The following is a 17,609-nucleotide window of genomic DNA, read 5'->3' as shown; positions in this document are numbered from 1 at the left end:
CCTTTAGCCATTAAATATCCAACTGAAACCAGACCTGATGTCTGCGACGATATCTGTTCCAGAATTTCTTTCTGTAATGCAGAACCAAACGCACACATTCTTCTTCATCCATCCCTCTCGAATGGGCATACTCTTTTCCCAACAAGATGAAGAAGGGTGTCTGCCCCCATAAACGGGCAAAATTCGCACAACCTTTCTTAATATCCACTTCACCAAAATGCATTCTGTTAATATCCACCAGTGAGAAATGATATTCCTCTCCTATCTTGTCATACAGGATATTTCCCGGCGAATAGTCCAAATGCAGAATTCCGGCTTCATGCAGACGCGCTGTAAATTCCGCAAAAGCGGTCACTACATCTTCGCAGCTTTTTATATCCGCATTGCCAAACTGGCAAAAATTATATCGATAGGGAGATTGTATGCTCATAAAATATGAATGACCAATCAAACCCATTTTTGTCTCTTCTATATAGGCAATAGGACATGGGGTTTCAAACCCTTTCTCCAACAGTTTCTCCGGATAGACAAAAGCCCGTTTCCCTTTCGAAGGGCGAAAGAAAGCATAAGCGATCCGGTTTATCAGCGGAGGTATCGTATACCGTTTCACGTTAATATCCAATCCATCCACCGTGATCATCTTTATCAAATTTCGCCCGGAATGAATTACCGTTCCTATTGTCTCAAAATCTTTCGGAATACGTTCTACATATTCTCTCAGATATTCGTATTTGGGGTTAATCATTATTTTCATCTTACGAAAAAACAAGAATGGTCATACTTCTCTTCATCTCTCAACTCTTTTGCCCGGTCATCTTAAAATATTTATCCAACACAAGCAGTGATATCAAATTTTCTCTTCTCTTATCTTTAAACTGGGACACATATTCATGGGCATGATTGATGATCTCCAATGATTCGTCTACATGCTCTATATAGTAATTCAACCGTTCCTCCAAATCAGAGAAATCCGGTTTTATTTCAATATAATGATAATTGGGAATAAGCGTGCCTTCCATAAACCATGTCTCACAGGTAGGCCGGGGCATCACTGCTATTGAATTTGATGACATCACCCATTTCAGGTTGCTGGCCACATCGATTCCTTCAAGAGCCATTATGAATTTATAATCCAAATGCTCATTAATCGTTTTCTTCTCCGTACGCCACTCTGCCGGATCAGTCGTATTTTTGCTGACATCTCCCAGATCGCACATCGGATGATGAAAATACATTTCCATAAAAAGCTTTCTGGAAGGTTTTCCTTTTACCTTTCCACGAAAGATTACCATATTTTTCTTCTCTGTAAAAGCCTTCTTGTCGTCCACAAATATAAAATGACGAACCTTATCCAATTTCATCACAATCGAATTCACGTTATCATCTGTCAGCGGACGACTTTTCACAATAGAGGGATAGTCGGGAACAAATGTCACATCACCGGGACAAAAACCCCACTGAAACTGATCAGAAAACCAGCGGGTATATTGATAAGTATCAAAGAAATACACTTTTTGTTTGCTCATCTTGTGCTCTGAAAGATGCGGAGCAGAAGAAGGTAATTGCACCGTTCCGGAAAGTTTGTTATAATAGTCAACACGATGTTCTATATACTCCTTGTCCTTCCGGCGGGATAGTGAAGACAACTTTCCTTGTAACCGTAGCCGGAAAATGCCTTTCGGAATGATAAGTCTGAGAGCATTTACCGAGTAGTAAATGAACTTAGGATTCTTCCCGCTACGCAACTTATATAAAAGTTTATTCTTCATTCTTGTTCCATATCTCAGGAGTACCTGGCTCCTAATTGATTATTCCTTCAATCTTCGCTATCACCTGTTCGGGTTTTATTTCTCTCAGGCAGGCATAATCGCCCCGCCAGCATGGTTTCTGTCCATATACGGAGCAGGGACGGCACGACAGATCAAACTGTACCGTATTGACCGGCAACTGTTTCCATCCCATAAATCCGGCATAAGGATGAGTAGCTCCCCAGACAGAGATCACCGGAATATTGACCAGCGAAGCCAGATGCATATTCGCCGAATCCATCGAGAGCATCACATCCAGATGACTCATAAGATTCAGTTCGGTACGCATATTCAGCTTACCAATCATAGAAACGACGGTAGGATATTTCGCCACCCAGCCATCGAATACTTCCTGTTCACTCTTGCCACCACCGAAAAGGAAAACCTTCACCTTCGGATCGGCAGCAAAATGGGCTACTACCTGCTCCTGCAATTCAATAGGGTATATCTTACCCATGTGTTTGGCAAATGGAGCTATACCAATCCATTTCAAATTATCTTTTGCGCCTGTGACAGGTTCTATCTCTGCAAAATTCCCTTTTTCATCTCCATAAATCGAAGAAAAGTTCAACAATACAGGGAAACCCAGTTTCTCCAGCACATCGGCATAACGACGGAAAGAACTTTTCTGGTTCTCCAATACTTTATGCCGGCGGCGAACTAATTTTTCTTTTCCCACTCTACCTTTATAAATAGATGCCACAGGTATATTAGCCAGCCGGAACCTCAGACACAGGTATTTCGTACGAAGCACATGATGAAAGTCTGCCACATAGTCGAAATGCTTTGCTTTCAGTTCCGAATAAAGGGTGTTCAGCCCCCATAATCCTTTATGTTTACCCGTCAGGTCAGCGCCGATAAAACTCACATTTGCAGGAAGTCCCTGAAAAAGCGGTTGCCACACAGCACGACTCAACACAGTAATTTCAAGTTGAGGATATTGTACTGCCAGCGAATGTACTACCGGTATCGTCATGGCTACATCGCCAAGAGCCGAGAAACGGATAATGAGAATACGCGCCATTCGTTATTTTTTCGCATAAAGTACCGGATTCAGCGCCGGGTCATTATACATCTTCATCTGTTTATATACTTTCATATACTTCTTCCCTGCCTCGATGTCAGCCAGCAGCTGATCGATAGCCGAAGAAAGGTCTTTCCGTTGTTCCAGCAGAATATCCAGTTTCACCTGGCATTGTGCACGATGTTCTTCCGTCGTATCCGTACGTTCCACTTCTTGCTGCATGTGGTAAATTTTCAAAGCAAGAATAGAGAGACGGTCTACTGCCCAGGCAGGACTTTCCGTATTGATGGTAGCATCTGCCAGCGGCTTTACATCCTTATATCGATCAAGAAAATAGCTATCGATCAACTCCACCAGATCCGTACGGTCCTGATTGGATTTATCGATTCTTCTCTTTAAAGCTACGGCTGCCACCGGATCAATATGCGGGTCACGGATGATATCTTCGAAATGCCATTGTACGGCATCAATCCAGTTTTTCAGATACAAATAATACTCTATCGACTTCAACTCGTAAGGATTGTTCATCGGCGCATCTACGCTGTCCGTCACATGGTAATCTGTCGTCGATTTCCAAAAAATATCATTGCAAAGGTTACTAAATGTCATAATCTTAACTAGCTAATAGATGTATAATAGGACAAAGCTATGTAATATTTTTCAGACAAGCAACCGTTTCTTACTTTTTTATTTCTTACCTTTGTCTGAGCAAAAAAGGAATTGTATATGAAAATTATTATAGATGATAAGATACCTTATATAAAAGAGGCAGCAGAGAAAATAGCCGACGAGGCAATCTACGCACCGGGAAAGGATTTTACACGGGAACTGGTACAGGATGCGGACGCACTCATCATCCGGACCCGCACTCACTGCAACCGCGAATTGCTGGAAGGCAGCAAAGTAAAATTTATCGCCACAGCAACCATCGGATTTGACCATATCGACACCGAATACTGCAAGCAGGCGGGTATCGAGTGGGCAAATGCCCCGGGATGCAATTCCGCCTCGGTGGCTCAGTATATACAATCCTCTCTTCTGATCTGGAAATCTCTTCGGAATAAAAAGCCGGACGAACTGACGATCGGCATTATCGGTGTAGGTAATGTAGGAAGCAAGGTGGCCAAAGTCGCACAGGATTTCGGTATGCGTGTACTACTGAACGACTTGCCAAGAGAAGAGAAAGAAGGAAACATTACCTTCACCTCACTAGAGAAAATAGCCGAAGAATGTGATATCATCACCTTTCACGTACCTTTATATAAGGAAGGGAAATATAAAACGTACCATCTGGCAGACGGGAATTTCTTCCGGTCTCTCCAACGGAAGCCTGTTGTCATCAACACTTCAAGAGGAGAAGTGATCGAAACAAACGCCCTGCTGGAAGCCATCAACAACGGTATAATCTCGGACGCAGTAATCGATGTATGGGAACATGAACCGGAAATCAACCGTGAATTATTAGAAAAGGTACTGATAGGCACCCCGCATATCGCCGGATACTCTGCCGACGGAAAAGCAAATGCCACCCGAATGTCGCTGGACTCCATCTGCCGCTTCTTCCACCTAAGCGCAACTTATGAAATCACCCCGCCCGCCCCATCTTCGCCTCTTATCGAAGCAAAAGACCGCGAAGAAGCTCTGCTGAAAATGTACAATCCCATCGAAGACAGCAACCGATTAAAATCCCATCCGGAACTATTCGAAACCTTACGAGGAGATTATCCGTTGAGGAGAGAAGAGAAGGCGTATAATATAATAGGTATTAAGTAATAAGTATTAGGTATTAACCGTAGTTGCTTAAACTTCCATTCGGCAAAAGTCCGCATGGTTAATACTTAATACCTAATACTTAATACTTATTGTTTCTTCTACAACATGCGGGAAATGCTCATACTCCAGAGCGTGTACTTTTTTAGCCACCTCTTCGGGTGAGTCATCGGGAAGTACGGGGCAGGTGGCTTGGAAGATGATGTTTCCTTCGTCGTAGTGCTCATTAATATAATGTATAGTAATGCCAGTTTCTTTTTCGCCTGCAGCTACTACGGCTTGGTGAACTTTGTCGCCGTACATACCTTTTCCACCGAACTTGGGCAGGAGAGCAGGATGTATATTTATGATTTTATCGGGATATGCATGCAAAAGCAAATCCGGCACGCGGACAAGGAAACCTGCCAGCACGATAAAGTCAATGCGATATTCCTGCAAAATAGCCAGAATTTCATCTCCGGCTATCCAGTCCTCCTTCGGGAACACGTTACAGGGCACTTTCAAACGGTGCGCACGTTCCAAAACGTAGGCATCACTTTTATTAGAAAGTACTAACGACACCTCAACGGAGTCACTCTTTTGGAAATACCGGATTATATTCTCGGCATTTGAGCCGGAACCGGAAGCGAAAATGGCGATGTTTTTCTTCATTATACTCGAATTCAATGCACAAAACAGTGAAAAATGTGCAAAAGACTGCATTTATTTAGTCAAATATTTGCGCAAAACGATAAATATTCATTCCTTTGCACCGCAAATTTAAAGAAATAAAACTAATTATTAATTAAAAACTTAAAGTTATGTCTGAAATTGCATCAAGAGTAAAAGCGATTATCGTTGATAAATTAGGCGTAGAAGAATCAGAAGTTACTAACGAAGCAAGCTTCACTAACGACCTGGGAGCAGATTCTCTTGACACTGTAGAACTTATCATGGAATTCGAAAAAGAATTCGGTATCTCTATTCCTGATGACCAAGCAGAAAAGATTGGTACTGTAGGTGATGCTGTATCTTATATCGAAGAACACGCTAAGTAATTATCCGATTTCATCAATATGGAATTAAAAAGAGTGGTAGTAACAGGCCTTGGCGCCATTACTCCTGTTGGCAATGATGTACCCGAATTCTGGGAAAATCTAGTGAACGGGGTTAGTGGAGCAGGGCCTATTACTCATTTTGATGCGTCGCAATTCAAGACCCAGTTTGCATGCGAAGTGAAAAACTTCGATGTAACTAAATATATCGACCGTAAAGAGGCAAGAAAGATGGACTTATACACTCAGTATGCTGTCGCTGTTGCCAAAGAAGCGGTATCGGACTCCGGTCTTGACGTCGAAAAAGAAGATTTGAACAGAATCGGTGTTATTTTTGGCGCCGGTATCGGTGGTATACATACATTCGAGGAAGAAGTAGGCAACTACTACACTCATCAGGAAATAGGTCCCAAGTTCAATCCGTTCTTCATCCCGAAGATGATCTCGGATATTGCTGCCGGACAGATTTCTATCATGTATGGCTTCCATGGTCCTAACTACGCGACTTGTTCAGCATGTGCTACTTCTACCAATGCCATTGCGGATGCCTTCAACCTGATTCGTCTGGGTAAAGCAAACGTAATCGTATCCGGTGGTTCGGAAGCAGCCATCTTCCCTGCAGGCGTAGGCGGTTTCAACGCTATGCATGCTCTGTCAACACGCAACGATGAGCCGAGCAAGGCTTCACGTCCATTCAGCGCAAGCCGTGACGGCTTCATCATGGGCGAAGGTGGCGGTTGCCTGATCTTGGAAGAACTGGAACACGCTAAGGCCCGTGGTGCGAAAATCTATGCAGAAGTTGCCGGTGTAGGTATGTCTGCAGATGCTCATCACCTGACAGCTTCCCATCCGGAAGGTCTTGGTGCCAAACTGGTAATGCTGAACGCTCTGGAAGATGCAGAAATGGATCCGAAAGAAGTAGATTACATCAACGTTCACGGAACATCTACTCCGGTAGGTGATATTTCTGAAGCGAAAGCAATTAAGGAAGTATTCGGTGATCACGCATACGAACTGAACATCAGTTCTACAAAATCAATGACTGGTCACTTGCTGGGAGCTGCCGGTGCGGTAGAATCTATCGCAAGCATCCTTGCCATCAAGAACGGCATTGTTCCTCCGACTATCAACCACGAAGAAGGTGACAACGACGAGAACATTGACTACGACCTTAATTTCACGTTCAACAAAGCTCAGAAACGTGAGGTTAATGTTGCCCTGTCCAATACATTTGGATTCGGTGGTCACAATGCGTGCGTTATCTTCAAGAAATACGCTGAGTAAAATCGTGTTACGTAACCAAATAGATAAGATAAGACTCCTGTTCCGCAAAGACAGAGAGTCTTATCTTTGTTTTTACCGGATACTCGGATTTTATCCGCACAATATCCAGATCTACGAACAAGCGCTCCTGCATAAGTCATCTGCCGTCCGCTCCGAGAAGGGACGTCCGCTGAACAACGAGCGACTGGAGTTTTTGGGTGACGCCATACTCGACGCCATCGTAGGAGATATTGTCTATAAACGTTTCGAAGGAAAACGGGAAGGTTTCCTGACAAACACACGTTCCAAGATCGTACAACGGGAGACTTTGAACAAGTTAGCCGTGGAGATCGGTCTGGACAAACTTATCAAATATTCTACCCGCTCCTCTTCCCACAACAGTTATATGTATGGGAATGCTTTCGAAGCATTTATCGGAGCCATTTATCTGGATCAGGGGTATGAACGTTGCAAGCAGTTTATGGAGCAGCGAATCATCAACCGTTATATTGATCTGGACAAAATCTCCCGCAAAGAGGTTAACTTCAAGTCCAAGCTTATCGAATGGAGCCAGAAGAACAAGATGGAGGTTTCCTTTGAGTTGATCGAGCAGTTCCTCGACCATGACAGTAATCCCGTTTTCCAGACAGAGGTTCGCATCGAAGGGCTTCCTGCCGGAACTGGTACGGGCTATTCCAAAAAAGAATCTCAGCAGAATGCCGCACAAATGGCTATCAAGAAGGTGAAAGACCAGACATTCATGGATACAGTCAATGAAGCGAAGTCGCAGCATTCGAAGCCGTCAGAAGTGGAAACAGAGTCGGTCGAACCTGAATTAACTGAGTCGGAAACCATGGAACCGGATACTTTGGAGACCGAAGCACCGGAAGCGGAAACGACTGCAGACAAAGTCGAAACGACTGTTAATGAGGTCGAAGCAACAGAAACTGAGAAGGAATGACGACTCCAACTACCATCCTAACGACAAAAGAGTAAATTATAAGTTAACCGAAACAAATCCCCATGCGGCGGCCCTGAATCACTAAATCGTGATCTTCAGTTACCAACTTCAATTTACCGGCAACTTCTTCAAGAGGGATAGACGAAATGTCATCTCCTTTTAAGGCAATCATACGTCCGAATTGTCCATTGGCAATCAATTCTGTCGCGTGTCCTCCCATGCGGGTAGACAGGTTACGGTCGAAAGGAGTAGGCGAACCGCCACGCTGAATATATCCCAATACGGTTTCACGTGTTTCGATGCCCGTTTCATATTCTATTTCCTGTGCGATGTATTCCGCGGCACGTTTCCGGCCATCCGTCAGGATGCCTTCTGCCACCACTACGATGGAATAGGGTTTGCCTTTTTTCAGCCTTTCGAGGATTGTATTTCCTATATTCTTGATGTTGTAAGGGATTTCGGGGACAAGAATGACGTCGCCGCCACCCGCCATGCCCGAATACAGGGCAATCCAGCCGGCTTTATGCCCCATCACTTCAATAACCATCACCCTTTTGTGCGAGCTGGCGGTAGAATGCAAGCGGTCGATGGCATCCGTAGCGATGCTCACGGCGGAGTCAAATCCAAAGGAAATATCCGTTCCCCAAATATCATTATCAATGGTTTTGGGGACCGATACGATGTTGACGCCCATTGCGGCAAATTTAGCGGCAGTTTTCTGCGTTCCGTTTCCTCCGATGCAGACGACACAATCCAGTCCCATTTCCTGAATATTCTGAAGAATCAGTGCCGGCTTGTCGACATCCGAGACGACGCCTCCTTTTTTAAAAGGTTTCTCGCGCGAAGTACCCAGCATTGTACCCCCTTGGTTCAACAATCCGGATAAGGATTTATCAGTAAAGGATTCGATGTCTTTTGTCAGCAAACCTTGAAAACCACTATGAATTCCTATTACTTCCATCCCATAGTGATTGATGGCAGTTTTGCACACGCCACGGATAGTGGCATTTATACCGGGGCAGTCTCCTCCGGAAGTCAGGATTCCAATTCTCATTGTCGTTTTTTTTAGTCAGAAACTCGGGATTCAAGAAAAGTCGCCAAATTTTAACGATTATTTCCGTCGTAAAGATAGAAAAAAAAGATAAATAAGGTTACTTTTGCACGACTAAACATTATTATGTTAAAGCAGAAATGAATATTACAAAGATTATTAGTAAGACTTTCGATTCCCGTTTAAAACAAATAGACCTTTATGCTAGTCAGGCTAGTGAGATACAGCACCGTGTGCTGAGTCGCTTAGTGAACCAAGCTGCACAGACAGAGTGGGGAAAAAAGTACGACTACGCCTCCATCCGTAGCTATGAGGATTTCAGAAACCGCCTTCCAATACAGACTTATGAGGAAATAAAACCTTATGTAGAACGCTTGCGGGCGGGGGAACAGAATCTGCTTTGGCCATCGGAAATACGCTGGTTTGCCAAATCATCCGGAACGACCAATGATAAAAGCAAATTCCTGCCTGTCAGCAAAGAAGCTCTGGAAGACATTCACTATAGAGGCGGTAAAGATGCTGCGGCACTTTACTTCCGCATCAATCCGGACAGCCACTTTTTCTCGGGAAAAGGGTTGATTCTGGGAGGCAGCCATAGTCCGAACCTCAACTCCAACCATAGTTTGGTGGGAGACTTGTCGGCGATTCTGATTCAGAACGTCAATCCGTTAATCAATTTCATTCGTGTGCCGAGCAAGAAAATCGCTTTGATGAGCGAATGGGAAACCAAGATAGAAGCGATAGCCAACAGTACTATTCCGGTCAATGTGACCAGTTTGTCCGGTGTACCCTCATGGATGCTGGTACTTATCAAGCGTATTCTCGAAAAGACCGGCAAACAAACTCTGGAGGAAGTGTGGCCGAATCTGGAAGTATTCTTCCACGGCGGAGTGGCTTTCACCCCTTATCGTGAGCAGTACAAACAGGTGATTCACTCAAAGATGATGCATTATGTAGAGACCTACAACGCTTCCGAAGGATACTTTGGTACGCAGAACGATCTTTCGGACCCTGCCATGTTGCTGATGATCGACTACGGTATTTTCTACGAGTTCGTTCCGCTGGAAGAAGTTGATAAGGAAAATCCACGTGCTTACTGCCTCGAAGAGGTGGAACTTAACAAGAATTACGCAATGGTGATTTCTACGTCCTGCGGATTGTGGCGATACATGATCGGTGATACGGTGAAGTTTACCAACAAGAACCCATATAAGTTCGTCATCACAGGACGTACGAAGCATTTCATCAATGCTTTTGGAGAAGAACTGATTGTAGATAATGCCGAAAAAGGCCTGGCTAAAGCTTGTGCCGAGACGGGAGCGCAGGTTTGCGAATACTCTGCAGCACCGGTATTTATGGACGAACACGCCAAATGCCGTCATCAATGGCTGATAGAATTTGCCAAGATGCCGGATTCCGTAGAGAAATTTGCCGCAATACTTGATGCTACATTGAAAGAAGTAAATTCAGACTATGAGGCGAAGCGTTGGAAAGATATTGCTCTGCAACCACTGGAAGTCATCGTTGCGCGTCCGGGATTGTTCCATGACTGGCTGGCAAGGAAGGGAAAATTAGGTGGACAGCACAAAGTGCCCAGATTAAGCAATACACGCGAATATATAGAGTCAATGCTGGTGCTGAACAACGAATAAAGTTATCCGAACAAATTAAATCATTATATGACAGAAAGTATCCTACAGTGTACATAATATGCACTGTGGGACTTTTTTGTATTACCAGCTTGCAACTGGTATCTACAACGCTATAAGCAAAAAATAAAGAATAAGATGAGTCGATTCTGTTGCAGATGGCAGATGATTTTTACTTTTTCAAACTTTATAGGAGACTGAAGCAATGATTATTCTACAATGATTCCACCGCCTAGCAACAAACCATCTTTATAGAAGGCAGCAGCCTGCCCGGATGCGATTGCCGTCAACGGTTCGTGAAGTTGTACATGCAGGAAATTATCTAGTGTAACTGTCACGGTACAATGATTTTCCTGTTTCCGATAGCGAATCTTCACAATGATATCCGCATGCCCTAACAAACGTTCCCGATTAACAATATTCCAATCTTTAAGTAACATCTCTGTTTTCTCCAAAGCCTGTAGGGAAGCGAGTACTACTTCATTCTTTTCCGGGCGAATTTCCTTCACAAAGACGGCACGATTCAAATGAATGCCCAAGCCACGCCGTTGTCCGACGGTATAAAAAGGATAACCCTCGTGCCAGGCTATAAAATCTCCCTTTTCATCGACAAATCGTCCACGTCTGACCTCCGCTGACCAAGTCTGACCTGCACTGACCTGGGGCTGACCTACGCTGACCTGCGGCTGACAATTGCTGACCAACCACATTTTCAGAAAGCTTCGATAATCCATCGGGCAAAAGCAAACTCCCAAACTGTCCCTTTTCACCGCCACTTTCTGAAATCCCCGTTCAGCAGCAAAGGCACGTGCTTCCACTTTGGTAATATCTCCCATCGGAAGCAACATTCTCCGAAGAATATCCTGTTTGAGTCCCCATAAGAAAAAGGTCTGATCCTTGTCCGAATCGGCAGCGTAAGTTATATAACAGGTATCATCCACCTTTACTTTCCGTACATAATGCCCCGTAGCAATATAAAAAATCCCCATTTCATCGGCAATTTTGGATAGAAGAGGCCATTTCAGATAGTTATTGCACAATGTGCAGGGCACAGGAGTATGCCCCACCATATATTCATGCACAAAATATTCGATAATCTGTTTGCGGAATATCTCGCGGGCATCATACGTGATATGACGGATTCCCAAACGCTCTGCCAGATGGCGGGCATCTTCCAGATATTCGGTCGAGTCGTTCAACTCATAGAAACGGAAAGTAACTCCGGTCACCTCATATCCGGCTTCCAGCAATCGCATGGCAGCTACGGAACTGTCCGTACCGCCGCTCATTCCTAACAATACTCGTTTGTTTTCTTCCATCATGCTGCAAAATTAAGGATTTTCCCGTATCTTTGTTTGTTAAAGCCTAAAGAGAATGGAAGAGAAAGCAAATACCGGACAAGTTATCATCGTTTTAACCGAACATCTGACGTTCGGCACACTACTGATTCCTTATATGGCAGAGAAATCTGACGACGGTACATACCAACTCATTGAACAGGCTTTTCACGCTTCACCCGAAGCAATCAGCCGGATGAACGAGGCCGAGCAACAAGCTATCGACATCGCCTCTCATTATACAGAGAAATATCTGATGGGGATCTATTCGCGTGAGAAAACAGTATCCCGTTTTCTGCGCAAATTATCCGAAGATCCGGAGCGGGTAAAGAACAATATCCGCCCATTCATCGAGAAAAAAATGCAGGAGATGCTGACATTGATACGCCATCATAATCTTCCTCTGTATCAGAAACAGGTCGGAAGCAAACTGCTATATGCGCATCATGCCTATCATGTGCATCCTCATGACGTGGAAATCCGTTTTACGTTTCTTGCCGATGAGACCAATTTCCGCTACCAGCTGCAATGCTATTATGACGGGCAGCCGCTCTCATTAAGTGAGCAGAAGCCTGTTATCGTGCTGACCTCCTCACCGTCTGCCCTCTTACTGGGAATGGAGCTGTACTTCTTTCCGCATATTGAGAGCGTACGCATTCTGCCCTTTACCAAGAAAAAGAAAATCAGCGTCCCTGCTTCCCAAATCGAGAAATACATCGATAACATCGTCATTCCAATAGCACGCTATCATGAAATCACGACTCAGGGACTGAATATCATTGAAGAGACGTATGCCTGCGAAGCTGTCCTGTCTCTTGAAGATACCATTTACGACGAACAGATGTTGCGGCTTAGCTTCCGTTATGGTGACCAGTCATTTACTCCCGACACCGTGACCGAAATGAAGAAGATCATTTACCGGAACGATTTCGGCGAGATATTCTTTTTCCGTCGGGATAGCGATGCCGAAGAAGAGAAGCTCCGGATGTTAACAGATTCCGGCTTGCAACGAGTCAGCGACGTTCATTTCAAGCTGTCGCCCGATGCACCCGAAAAGACAATTACCGAATGGATCAGTACATATCGGGAGATGCTCCAACAGTCTTTTCTGCTGACAGGAAACATGGGGAATACTCCTTACTGTCTGGACGAAATCCGCATCGAACAGAGTTGTGATGACGAACCCGACTGGTTTGAGCTACATATCACGGTAGTCATCGGCAATCTGCGTATCCCTTTCTCACGCTTCCGCAAGCACATCCTTGAAGAGAAAAGAGAATTTCTGTTACCGGACGGACGCATGATTCTTTTACCGGAAGAATGGTTCAGCAAATACGGAAACCTGTTGGAACTGGGCACCCAGACGGAGACAGGGATTCGTCTGAAACCGACCTTTGTCGGTGCCGTACAATCGGCTTTAGAAGAAAACGGGCCTAAAAACCTGCTTTTCAAGAGAGAGATACGCAATGTTCCTGTTCCCCAAGGACTGAATGCGAAACTACGACCCTATCAGCAGAAAGGATTCTCATGGATGGTACAGCTGAACAAGCAAGGATTCGGCGGCTGCCTGGCAGATGATATGGGACTTGGAAAGACGCTTCAGACGCTGACGCTGCTGCAATATATATACAAACCGCTTTCTCCTGATGCGGTCACTGCTCCTATGAAGCCCGTATTTACAGAAACCACAGCTTCCGACAGTCAGCCGGACAAGGAATGTACTGCCAACAATCCTCCCGTCAGAGAGCAGATAGCAGATGCCGAAGGACAATTCTCCTTATTCTCGTTTTCCTCCGAAGATGAGCTGCTGCCGGACGCACGGGAAATCAGAGAGAAAAACAGACCGAAAGAAGATGATCACAGACAGGAACACGGAAAGAACTCCCGTAAGCCTGCCACTCTGATCGTTGTCCCCACCTCCCTGCTCCACAACTGGCGAAGAGAGGCTAAACGCTTCACGACTCTTGCGATAGCGGAATATAACAGCAACACCGCGTTTCCCAAAGGACATCCGGAGAAGTTCTTCAATCATTTCCATCTGATATTCACGACTTATGGGATGATGAGGAATAACATTGATATTCTCCGCTCCTACACATTCGAATACATCGTACTTGATGAGAGTCAGAATATCAAGAACAATGATTCCCTTACTTTCCGTTCGGTCATCCAGTTGCAAGGCAAGCACCGGATTGCACTTACCGGTACGCCTATCGAGAACTCTCTCAAAGATTTGTGGGCACAGTTCCGTTTTCTGCAACCGGACCTGTTAGGAGAAGAAAGCACTTTTCATAAGCAGTTTATCATTCCGATCCGGCAAGGAAACGTCCGTATGGAGAAAAGGCTGCAACAGATCATCGCTCCGTTTATCCTTCGCAGAAGCAAAAGCGAGGTAGCGCCGGAACTTCCCCCGCTTACCGAAGAAACGATCTATTGCGCCATGTCCGAAAAGCAGGGTGAGAGCTACGAACAGGAGAAAAACAGCCTCCGCAACATATTACTCCAGCAACCCGAAAACAAAGACAGATACCATATGTTCAGCATCCTGAACGGTATCCTGCGTCTCCGTCAACTGGCTTGCCATCCGCAGCTTATCTTTCCCGACTTCGACGGGGTATCGGGAAAAACGGAACAAATCATCGATACCTTTGACACACTAAGAAGTGAAGGACATAAGGTACTTATCTTTTCTTCCTTTGTCCGGCATTTGGAGATACTTGCCGAGGTATTCCGCCAACGGGGTTGGAAGTATGCTCTGCTGACCGGTTCCACCAACAACCGACCTTCCGAAATCGCCCATTTCACCGAGCAAAAGGATGTGCAGGCATTCCTTATTTCTTTGAAAGCAGGAGGAGTCGGCCTTAACCTTACACAAGCCGATTATGTATTTATCATCGATCCTTGGTGGAATCCTGCTGCCGAGTCACAAGCCATCGCCCGTGCACATCGTATCGGTCAGGATAAACAGGTTATCGCCTATCGTTTTATCACTCAGAATAGTATCGAAGAAAAGATTCTCCAACTACAGGAGGACAAGAGGAGGCTGGCAGAAACATTTATTACGGATAGTGAGGCACTGCCTGCACTGAGCAATGAGCAGTGGGCGGATTTGCTGAAATAACAATCAAACATCTCACTATTGCACCATAAAAGTGCATAATCTAAGCATATTTTAATTACCACGCACTTTGTAGTCATCCATTTTCTCCTATCTTTGCAACCCAAAACAATGCGACATGAAATACAAACTCATAGTGCTCGACCTCGACGGCACACTCACCAATTCTAAAAAAGAAATCTCTTCCCGCAACCGGGAAACGCTGATACGCATACAAGAACAAGGTATCCGTCTGGTCCTTGCATCAGGGCGACCGACTTATGGCATCGTACCGCTCGCCAACGAGTTACGCATGAATGAGTTCGGCGGATTTATCCTGTCCTATAACGGTGGGGAAATCATCAACTGGGAAAGCAAAGAAATGATGTACGAGAATGTACTGCCCAACGAAGTCGTTCCGGTACTCTACGAATGTGCCCGCACCAATCATCTAAGCATACTGACTTACGACGGAGCAGAAATAGTGACCGAAAACTCGTTGGATCCATACGTACAAAAAGAAGCCTTCCTCAATAAAATGGCGATACGGGAAACAAACGACTTCCTGACTGACATCACCCTCCCAGTAGCCAAGTGCCTCATCGTCGGAGATGCCGGCAAGCTAATTCCTGTAGAATCCGAGCTTTGTATCCGCCTGCAAGGAAAGATCAATGTCTTCCGTTCGGAACCTTATTTCCTGGAGTTGGTTCCGCAAGGTATCGACAAGGCTTTATCCCTCAGCGTCCTGTTGGAAAATATAGGAATGACACGCGAGGAAGTGATAGCTATAGGCGATGGCTACAATGACCTGTCGATGATCAAATTTGCTGGTATGGGCGTAGCAATGGGCAACGCGCAGGAGCCTGTGAAGAAGGCTGCCGACTACATTACACTGACTAATGACGAAGATGGGGTTGCGGAAGCGATAGAGAGAATCTTCAACGTCCCATAAGGCATTCTTCCTTCAGCAGATCAGACAAAATCCCTTGCAAGTTAAGTTGAAATCAATTATTTATTCTAACTTTGCACTTCCAATAGAACAAATATAAAATGTTATGGAACATCAACTTACCATTTACAACACGTTAGATAGAAAGAAAGAATTGTTCGTACCGCTTCACGCACCGCATGTAGGCATGTATGTATGCGGACCGACAGTATACGGTGATGCTCACTTGGGACATGCCCGTCCCGCCATCACATTTGACGTACTCTTCCGTTATCTGACTCATTTAGGATATAAAGTACGCTATGTACGCAATATTACCGATGTCGGTCATCTGGAGCATGATGCTGACGAAGGAGAAGACAAAATAGCCAAGAAAGCCCGTCTCGAAGAATTGGAGCCTATGGAAGTTGTTCAGTATTACCTGAACCGCTATCATAAGGCAATGGAAGCACTGAATGTACTTTCTCCCAGCATCGAACCGCACGCTTCGGGTCACATTATCGAACAAATCCAGCTCGTACAGAAGATTCTGGACGCCGGATACGCTTACGAAAGCGAAGGTTCCGTCTACTTTGACGTAGCTAAATATAACAAGGATTATCATTACGGCAAACTCTCAGGGCGCAACTTGGACGACGTACTGAATACCACCCGCGACCTCGATGGACAAAGCGAAAAACGTAATCCCGCCGACTTCGCCCTCTGGAAAAAAGCGCAGCCGGAACACATCATGCGCTGGCCTTCTCCATGGAGCGACGGTTTCCCCGGATGGCATGCCGAATGTACCGCCATGGGACGCAAGTATCTGGGCGAGCACTTCGATATTCACGGAGGAGGAATGGACCTGATCTTCCCGCATCATGAATGTGAGATCGCACAGTCGGTAGCTTCGCAAGGCGATGACATGGTTCACTACTGGATGCACAACAACATGATTACCATCAACGGTACGAAGATGGGTAAATCACTCGGCAACTTCATCACGCTGGATGAATTCTTCAACGGTACTCACAAGTTGCTGGCACAAGCCTACACTCCGATGACCATCCGTTTCTTCATCCTGCAAGCTCACTATCGCAGCACTGTAGACTTCAGTAACGAAGCATTGCAAGCTTCGGAAAAAGGGCTGCAACGTTTGATAGAAGCAATCGAAGGACTCGACAAGATCACTCCGGCCGCAACAACTTCGGAAGGTATCAACGTGAAAGAGCTGCGTGCTAAATGCTACGAAGCTATGAATGACGACTTGAATACTCCTATTGTCATCGCACAGCTTTTCGAAGGTGCCCGCATCATCAATAATATCAACGCAGGAAATGCAACGATCTCCGCAGAAGATCTGAAAGACCTGAAAGAAACTTTCCACCTGTTCTGCTTCGACATCATGGGGCTGAAAGAAGAGAAAGGTTCTTCCGACGGTCGCGAAGCCGCTTATGGCAAAGTCGTTGATATGCTTCTTGAACAACGCATGAAAGCAAAAGCCAACAAAGACTGGGCTACTTCCGACGAAATCCGTAATACATTGACTGCACTCGGATTTGAAGTGAAAGATACAAAAGATGGTTTCGAATGGAGATTAAACAAGTAATTCAAGTTCTCCCTAGCAAACTGTCTCATTAACCGCATATAAAACTGAGGGTCGATTCTTCGCTGAACCGACCCTCTT

At 45.1% G+C, this 17,609-nt stretch carries 15 protein-coding genes; 8 read left to right on the top strand and 7 right to left on the bottom strand.

All coding sequences use genetic code 11. The features are described 5' to 3' along the window. Positions 1 to 10: 10 nt before the first annotated feature. The 4 genes from BT_RS17035 to BT_RS17020 are packed head-to-tail and all read right to left on the bottom strand — an operon-like array spanning position 11 to position 3,441. Positions 11 to 754 carry a hypothetical protein gene (locus BT_RS17035; protein WP_011108792.1) on the bottom strand — a complete coding sequence of 248 codons (744 nt, stop codon included), beginning with the start codon at positions 752 to 754 and terminating at the stop codon, positions 11 to 13. Between the two features lie 40 nt (positions 755 to 794). Then, positions 795 to 1,769, bottom strand: a complete 975-nt coding sequence (locus BT_RS17030) for a glycosyl transferase family 90 (protein ID WP_011108791.1) — start codon at positions 1,767 to 1,769, stop codon at positions 795 to 797. A gap of 31 nt (positions 1,770 to 1,800) precedes the next feature. Then, a complete protein-coding gene (locus tag BT_RS17025) occupies positions 1,801 to 2,832 on the bottom strand; it encodes a glycosyltransferase family 9 protein (RefSeq protein ID WP_011108790.1) in 1,032 nt (343 codons plus the stop codon). 3 nt (positions 2,833 to 2,835) lie between these two features. Beyond that, positions 2,836 to 3,441 carry a DUF4254 domain-containing protein gene (locus BT_RS17020; protein ID WP_008767565.1) on the bottom strand — a complete coding sequence of 202 codons (606 nt, stop codon included), beginning with the start codon at positions 3,439 to 3,441 and terminating at the stop codon, positions 2,836 to 2,838. Positions 3,442 to 3,558: 117 nt separating this feature from the next. On the opposite strand from BT_RS17020, the gene pdxB reads away from it, so the two are divergent. Further along, entirely contained in the window at positions 3,559 to 4,605 is a 1,047-nt protein-coding gene (gene pdxB / locus BT_RS17015) for a 4-phosphoerythronate dehydrogenase PdxB (protein ID WP_011108789.1), read from the top strand. A gap of 72 nt (positions 4,606 to 4,677) precedes the next feature. Here pdxB and purN read toward each other — a convergent pair whose 3' ends face one another. Then, positions 4,678 to 5,304, bottom strand: a complete 627-nt coding sequence (purN, locus tag BT_RS17010) for a phosphoribosylglycinamide formyltransferase (RefSeq protein ID WP_011108788.1) — start codon at positions 5,302 to 5,304, stop codon at positions 4,678 to 4,680. Between the two features lie 98 nt (positions 5,305 to 5,402). Between purN and BT_RS17005 the strand changes: the two genes are divergently transcribed. Genes BT_RS17005 through rnc form a run of 3 tightly spaced genes read left to right on the top strand, consistent with a single transcriptional unit; the run spans position 5,403 to position 7,860 of the window. Beyond that, positions 5,403 to 5,639, top strand: coding sequence for an acyl carrier protein (locus BT_RS17005; RefSeq protein WP_004291965.1), 237 nt, complete (start codon positions 5,403 to 5,405; stop codon positions 5,637 to 5,639). Between the two features lie 18 nt (positions 5,640 to 5,657). After that, on the top strand, positions 5,658 to 6,920 hold the full coding sequence (gene fabF, locus BT_RS17000; RefSeq protein ID WP_008762962.1) for a beta-ketoacyl-ACP synthase II: 1,263 nt from the start codon (positions 5,658 to 5,660) through the stop codon (positions 6,918 to 6,920). Then, a complete protein-coding gene (rnc, locus tag BT_RS16995) occupies positions 6,886 to 7,860 on the top strand; it encodes a ribonuclease III (RefSeq protein WP_011108787.1) in 975 nt (324 codons plus the stop codon). Before fabF ends, rnc begins: the two co-directional genes overlap by 35 nt. Before the next feature lie 43 nt (positions 7,861 to 7,903). Here the strand turns inward: rnc and BT_RS16990 are convergent, their stop codons facing one another. Beyond that, entirely contained in the window at positions 7,904 to 8,914 is a 1,011-nt protein-coding gene (locus BT_RS16990; protein WP_008767561.1) for an ATP-dependent 6-phosphofructokinase, read from the bottom strand. A gap of 137 nt (positions 8,915 to 9,051) precedes the next feature. On the opposite strand from BT_RS16990, the gene BT_RS16985 reads away from it, so the two are divergent. Beyond that, the gene (locus tag BT_RS16985) at positions 9,052 to 10,563 is read left to right on the top strand and encodes a GH3 auxin-responsive promoter family protein (RefSeq protein WP_008767560.1); all 1,512 of its coding nucleotides are present in this window, start codon (positions 9,052 to 9,054) and stop codon (positions 10,561 to 10,563) included. Between the two features lie 206 nt (positions 10,564 to 10,769). Here the strand turns inward: BT_RS16985 and mnmA are convergent, their stop codons facing one another. Continuing rightward, positions 10,770 to 11,879 carry a tRNA 2-thiouridine(34) synthase MnmA gene (gene mnmA / locus BT_RS16980; RefSeq protein WP_008767559.1) on the bottom strand — a complete coding sequence of 370 codons (1,110 nt, stop codon included), beginning with the start codon at positions 11,877 to 11,879 and terminating at the stop codon, positions 10,770 to 10,772. 55 nt (positions 11,880 to 11,934) lie between these two features. Between mnmA and BT_RS16975 the strand changes: the two genes are divergently transcribed. The 3 genes from BT_RS16975 (at position 11,935) to cysS (ending at position 17,531) form a co-directional block, all read left to right on the top strand. Beyond that, a complete protein-coding gene (locus BT_RS16975; protein ID WP_011108785.1) occupies positions 11,935 to 15,018 on the top strand; it encodes a DEAD/DEAH box helicase in 3,084 nt (1,027 codons plus the stop codon). Positions 15,019 to 15,133: 115 nt separating this feature from the next. Beyond that, positions 15,134 to 15,946 carry a Cof-type HAD-IIB family hydrolase gene (locus tag BT_RS16970; protein WP_011108784.1) on the top strand — a complete coding sequence of 271 codons (813 nt, stop codon included), beginning with the start codon at positions 15,134 to 15,136 and terminating at the stop codon, positions 15,944 to 15,946. 103 nt (positions 15,947 to 16,049) lie between these two features. Next, on the top strand, positions 16,050 to 17,531 hold the full coding sequence (gene cysS, locus BT_RS16965; protein ID WP_008762954.1) for a cysteine--tRNA ligase: 1,482 nt from the start codon (positions 16,050 to 16,052) through the stop codon (positions 17,529 to 17,531). Positions 17,532 to 17,609: the final 78 nt, after the last annotated feature.

Origin of the sequence: Bacteroides thetaiotaomicron VPI-5482, from assembly GCF_000011065.1 — a bacterium.
GTDB lineage: Bacteria > Bacteroidota > Bacteroidia > Bacteroidales > Bacteroidaceae > Bacteroides > Bacteroides thetaiotaomicron.
Note: the sequence above shows the minus strand (reverse complement) of the source record. Positions and strands in the feature narration are given on the sequence as shown.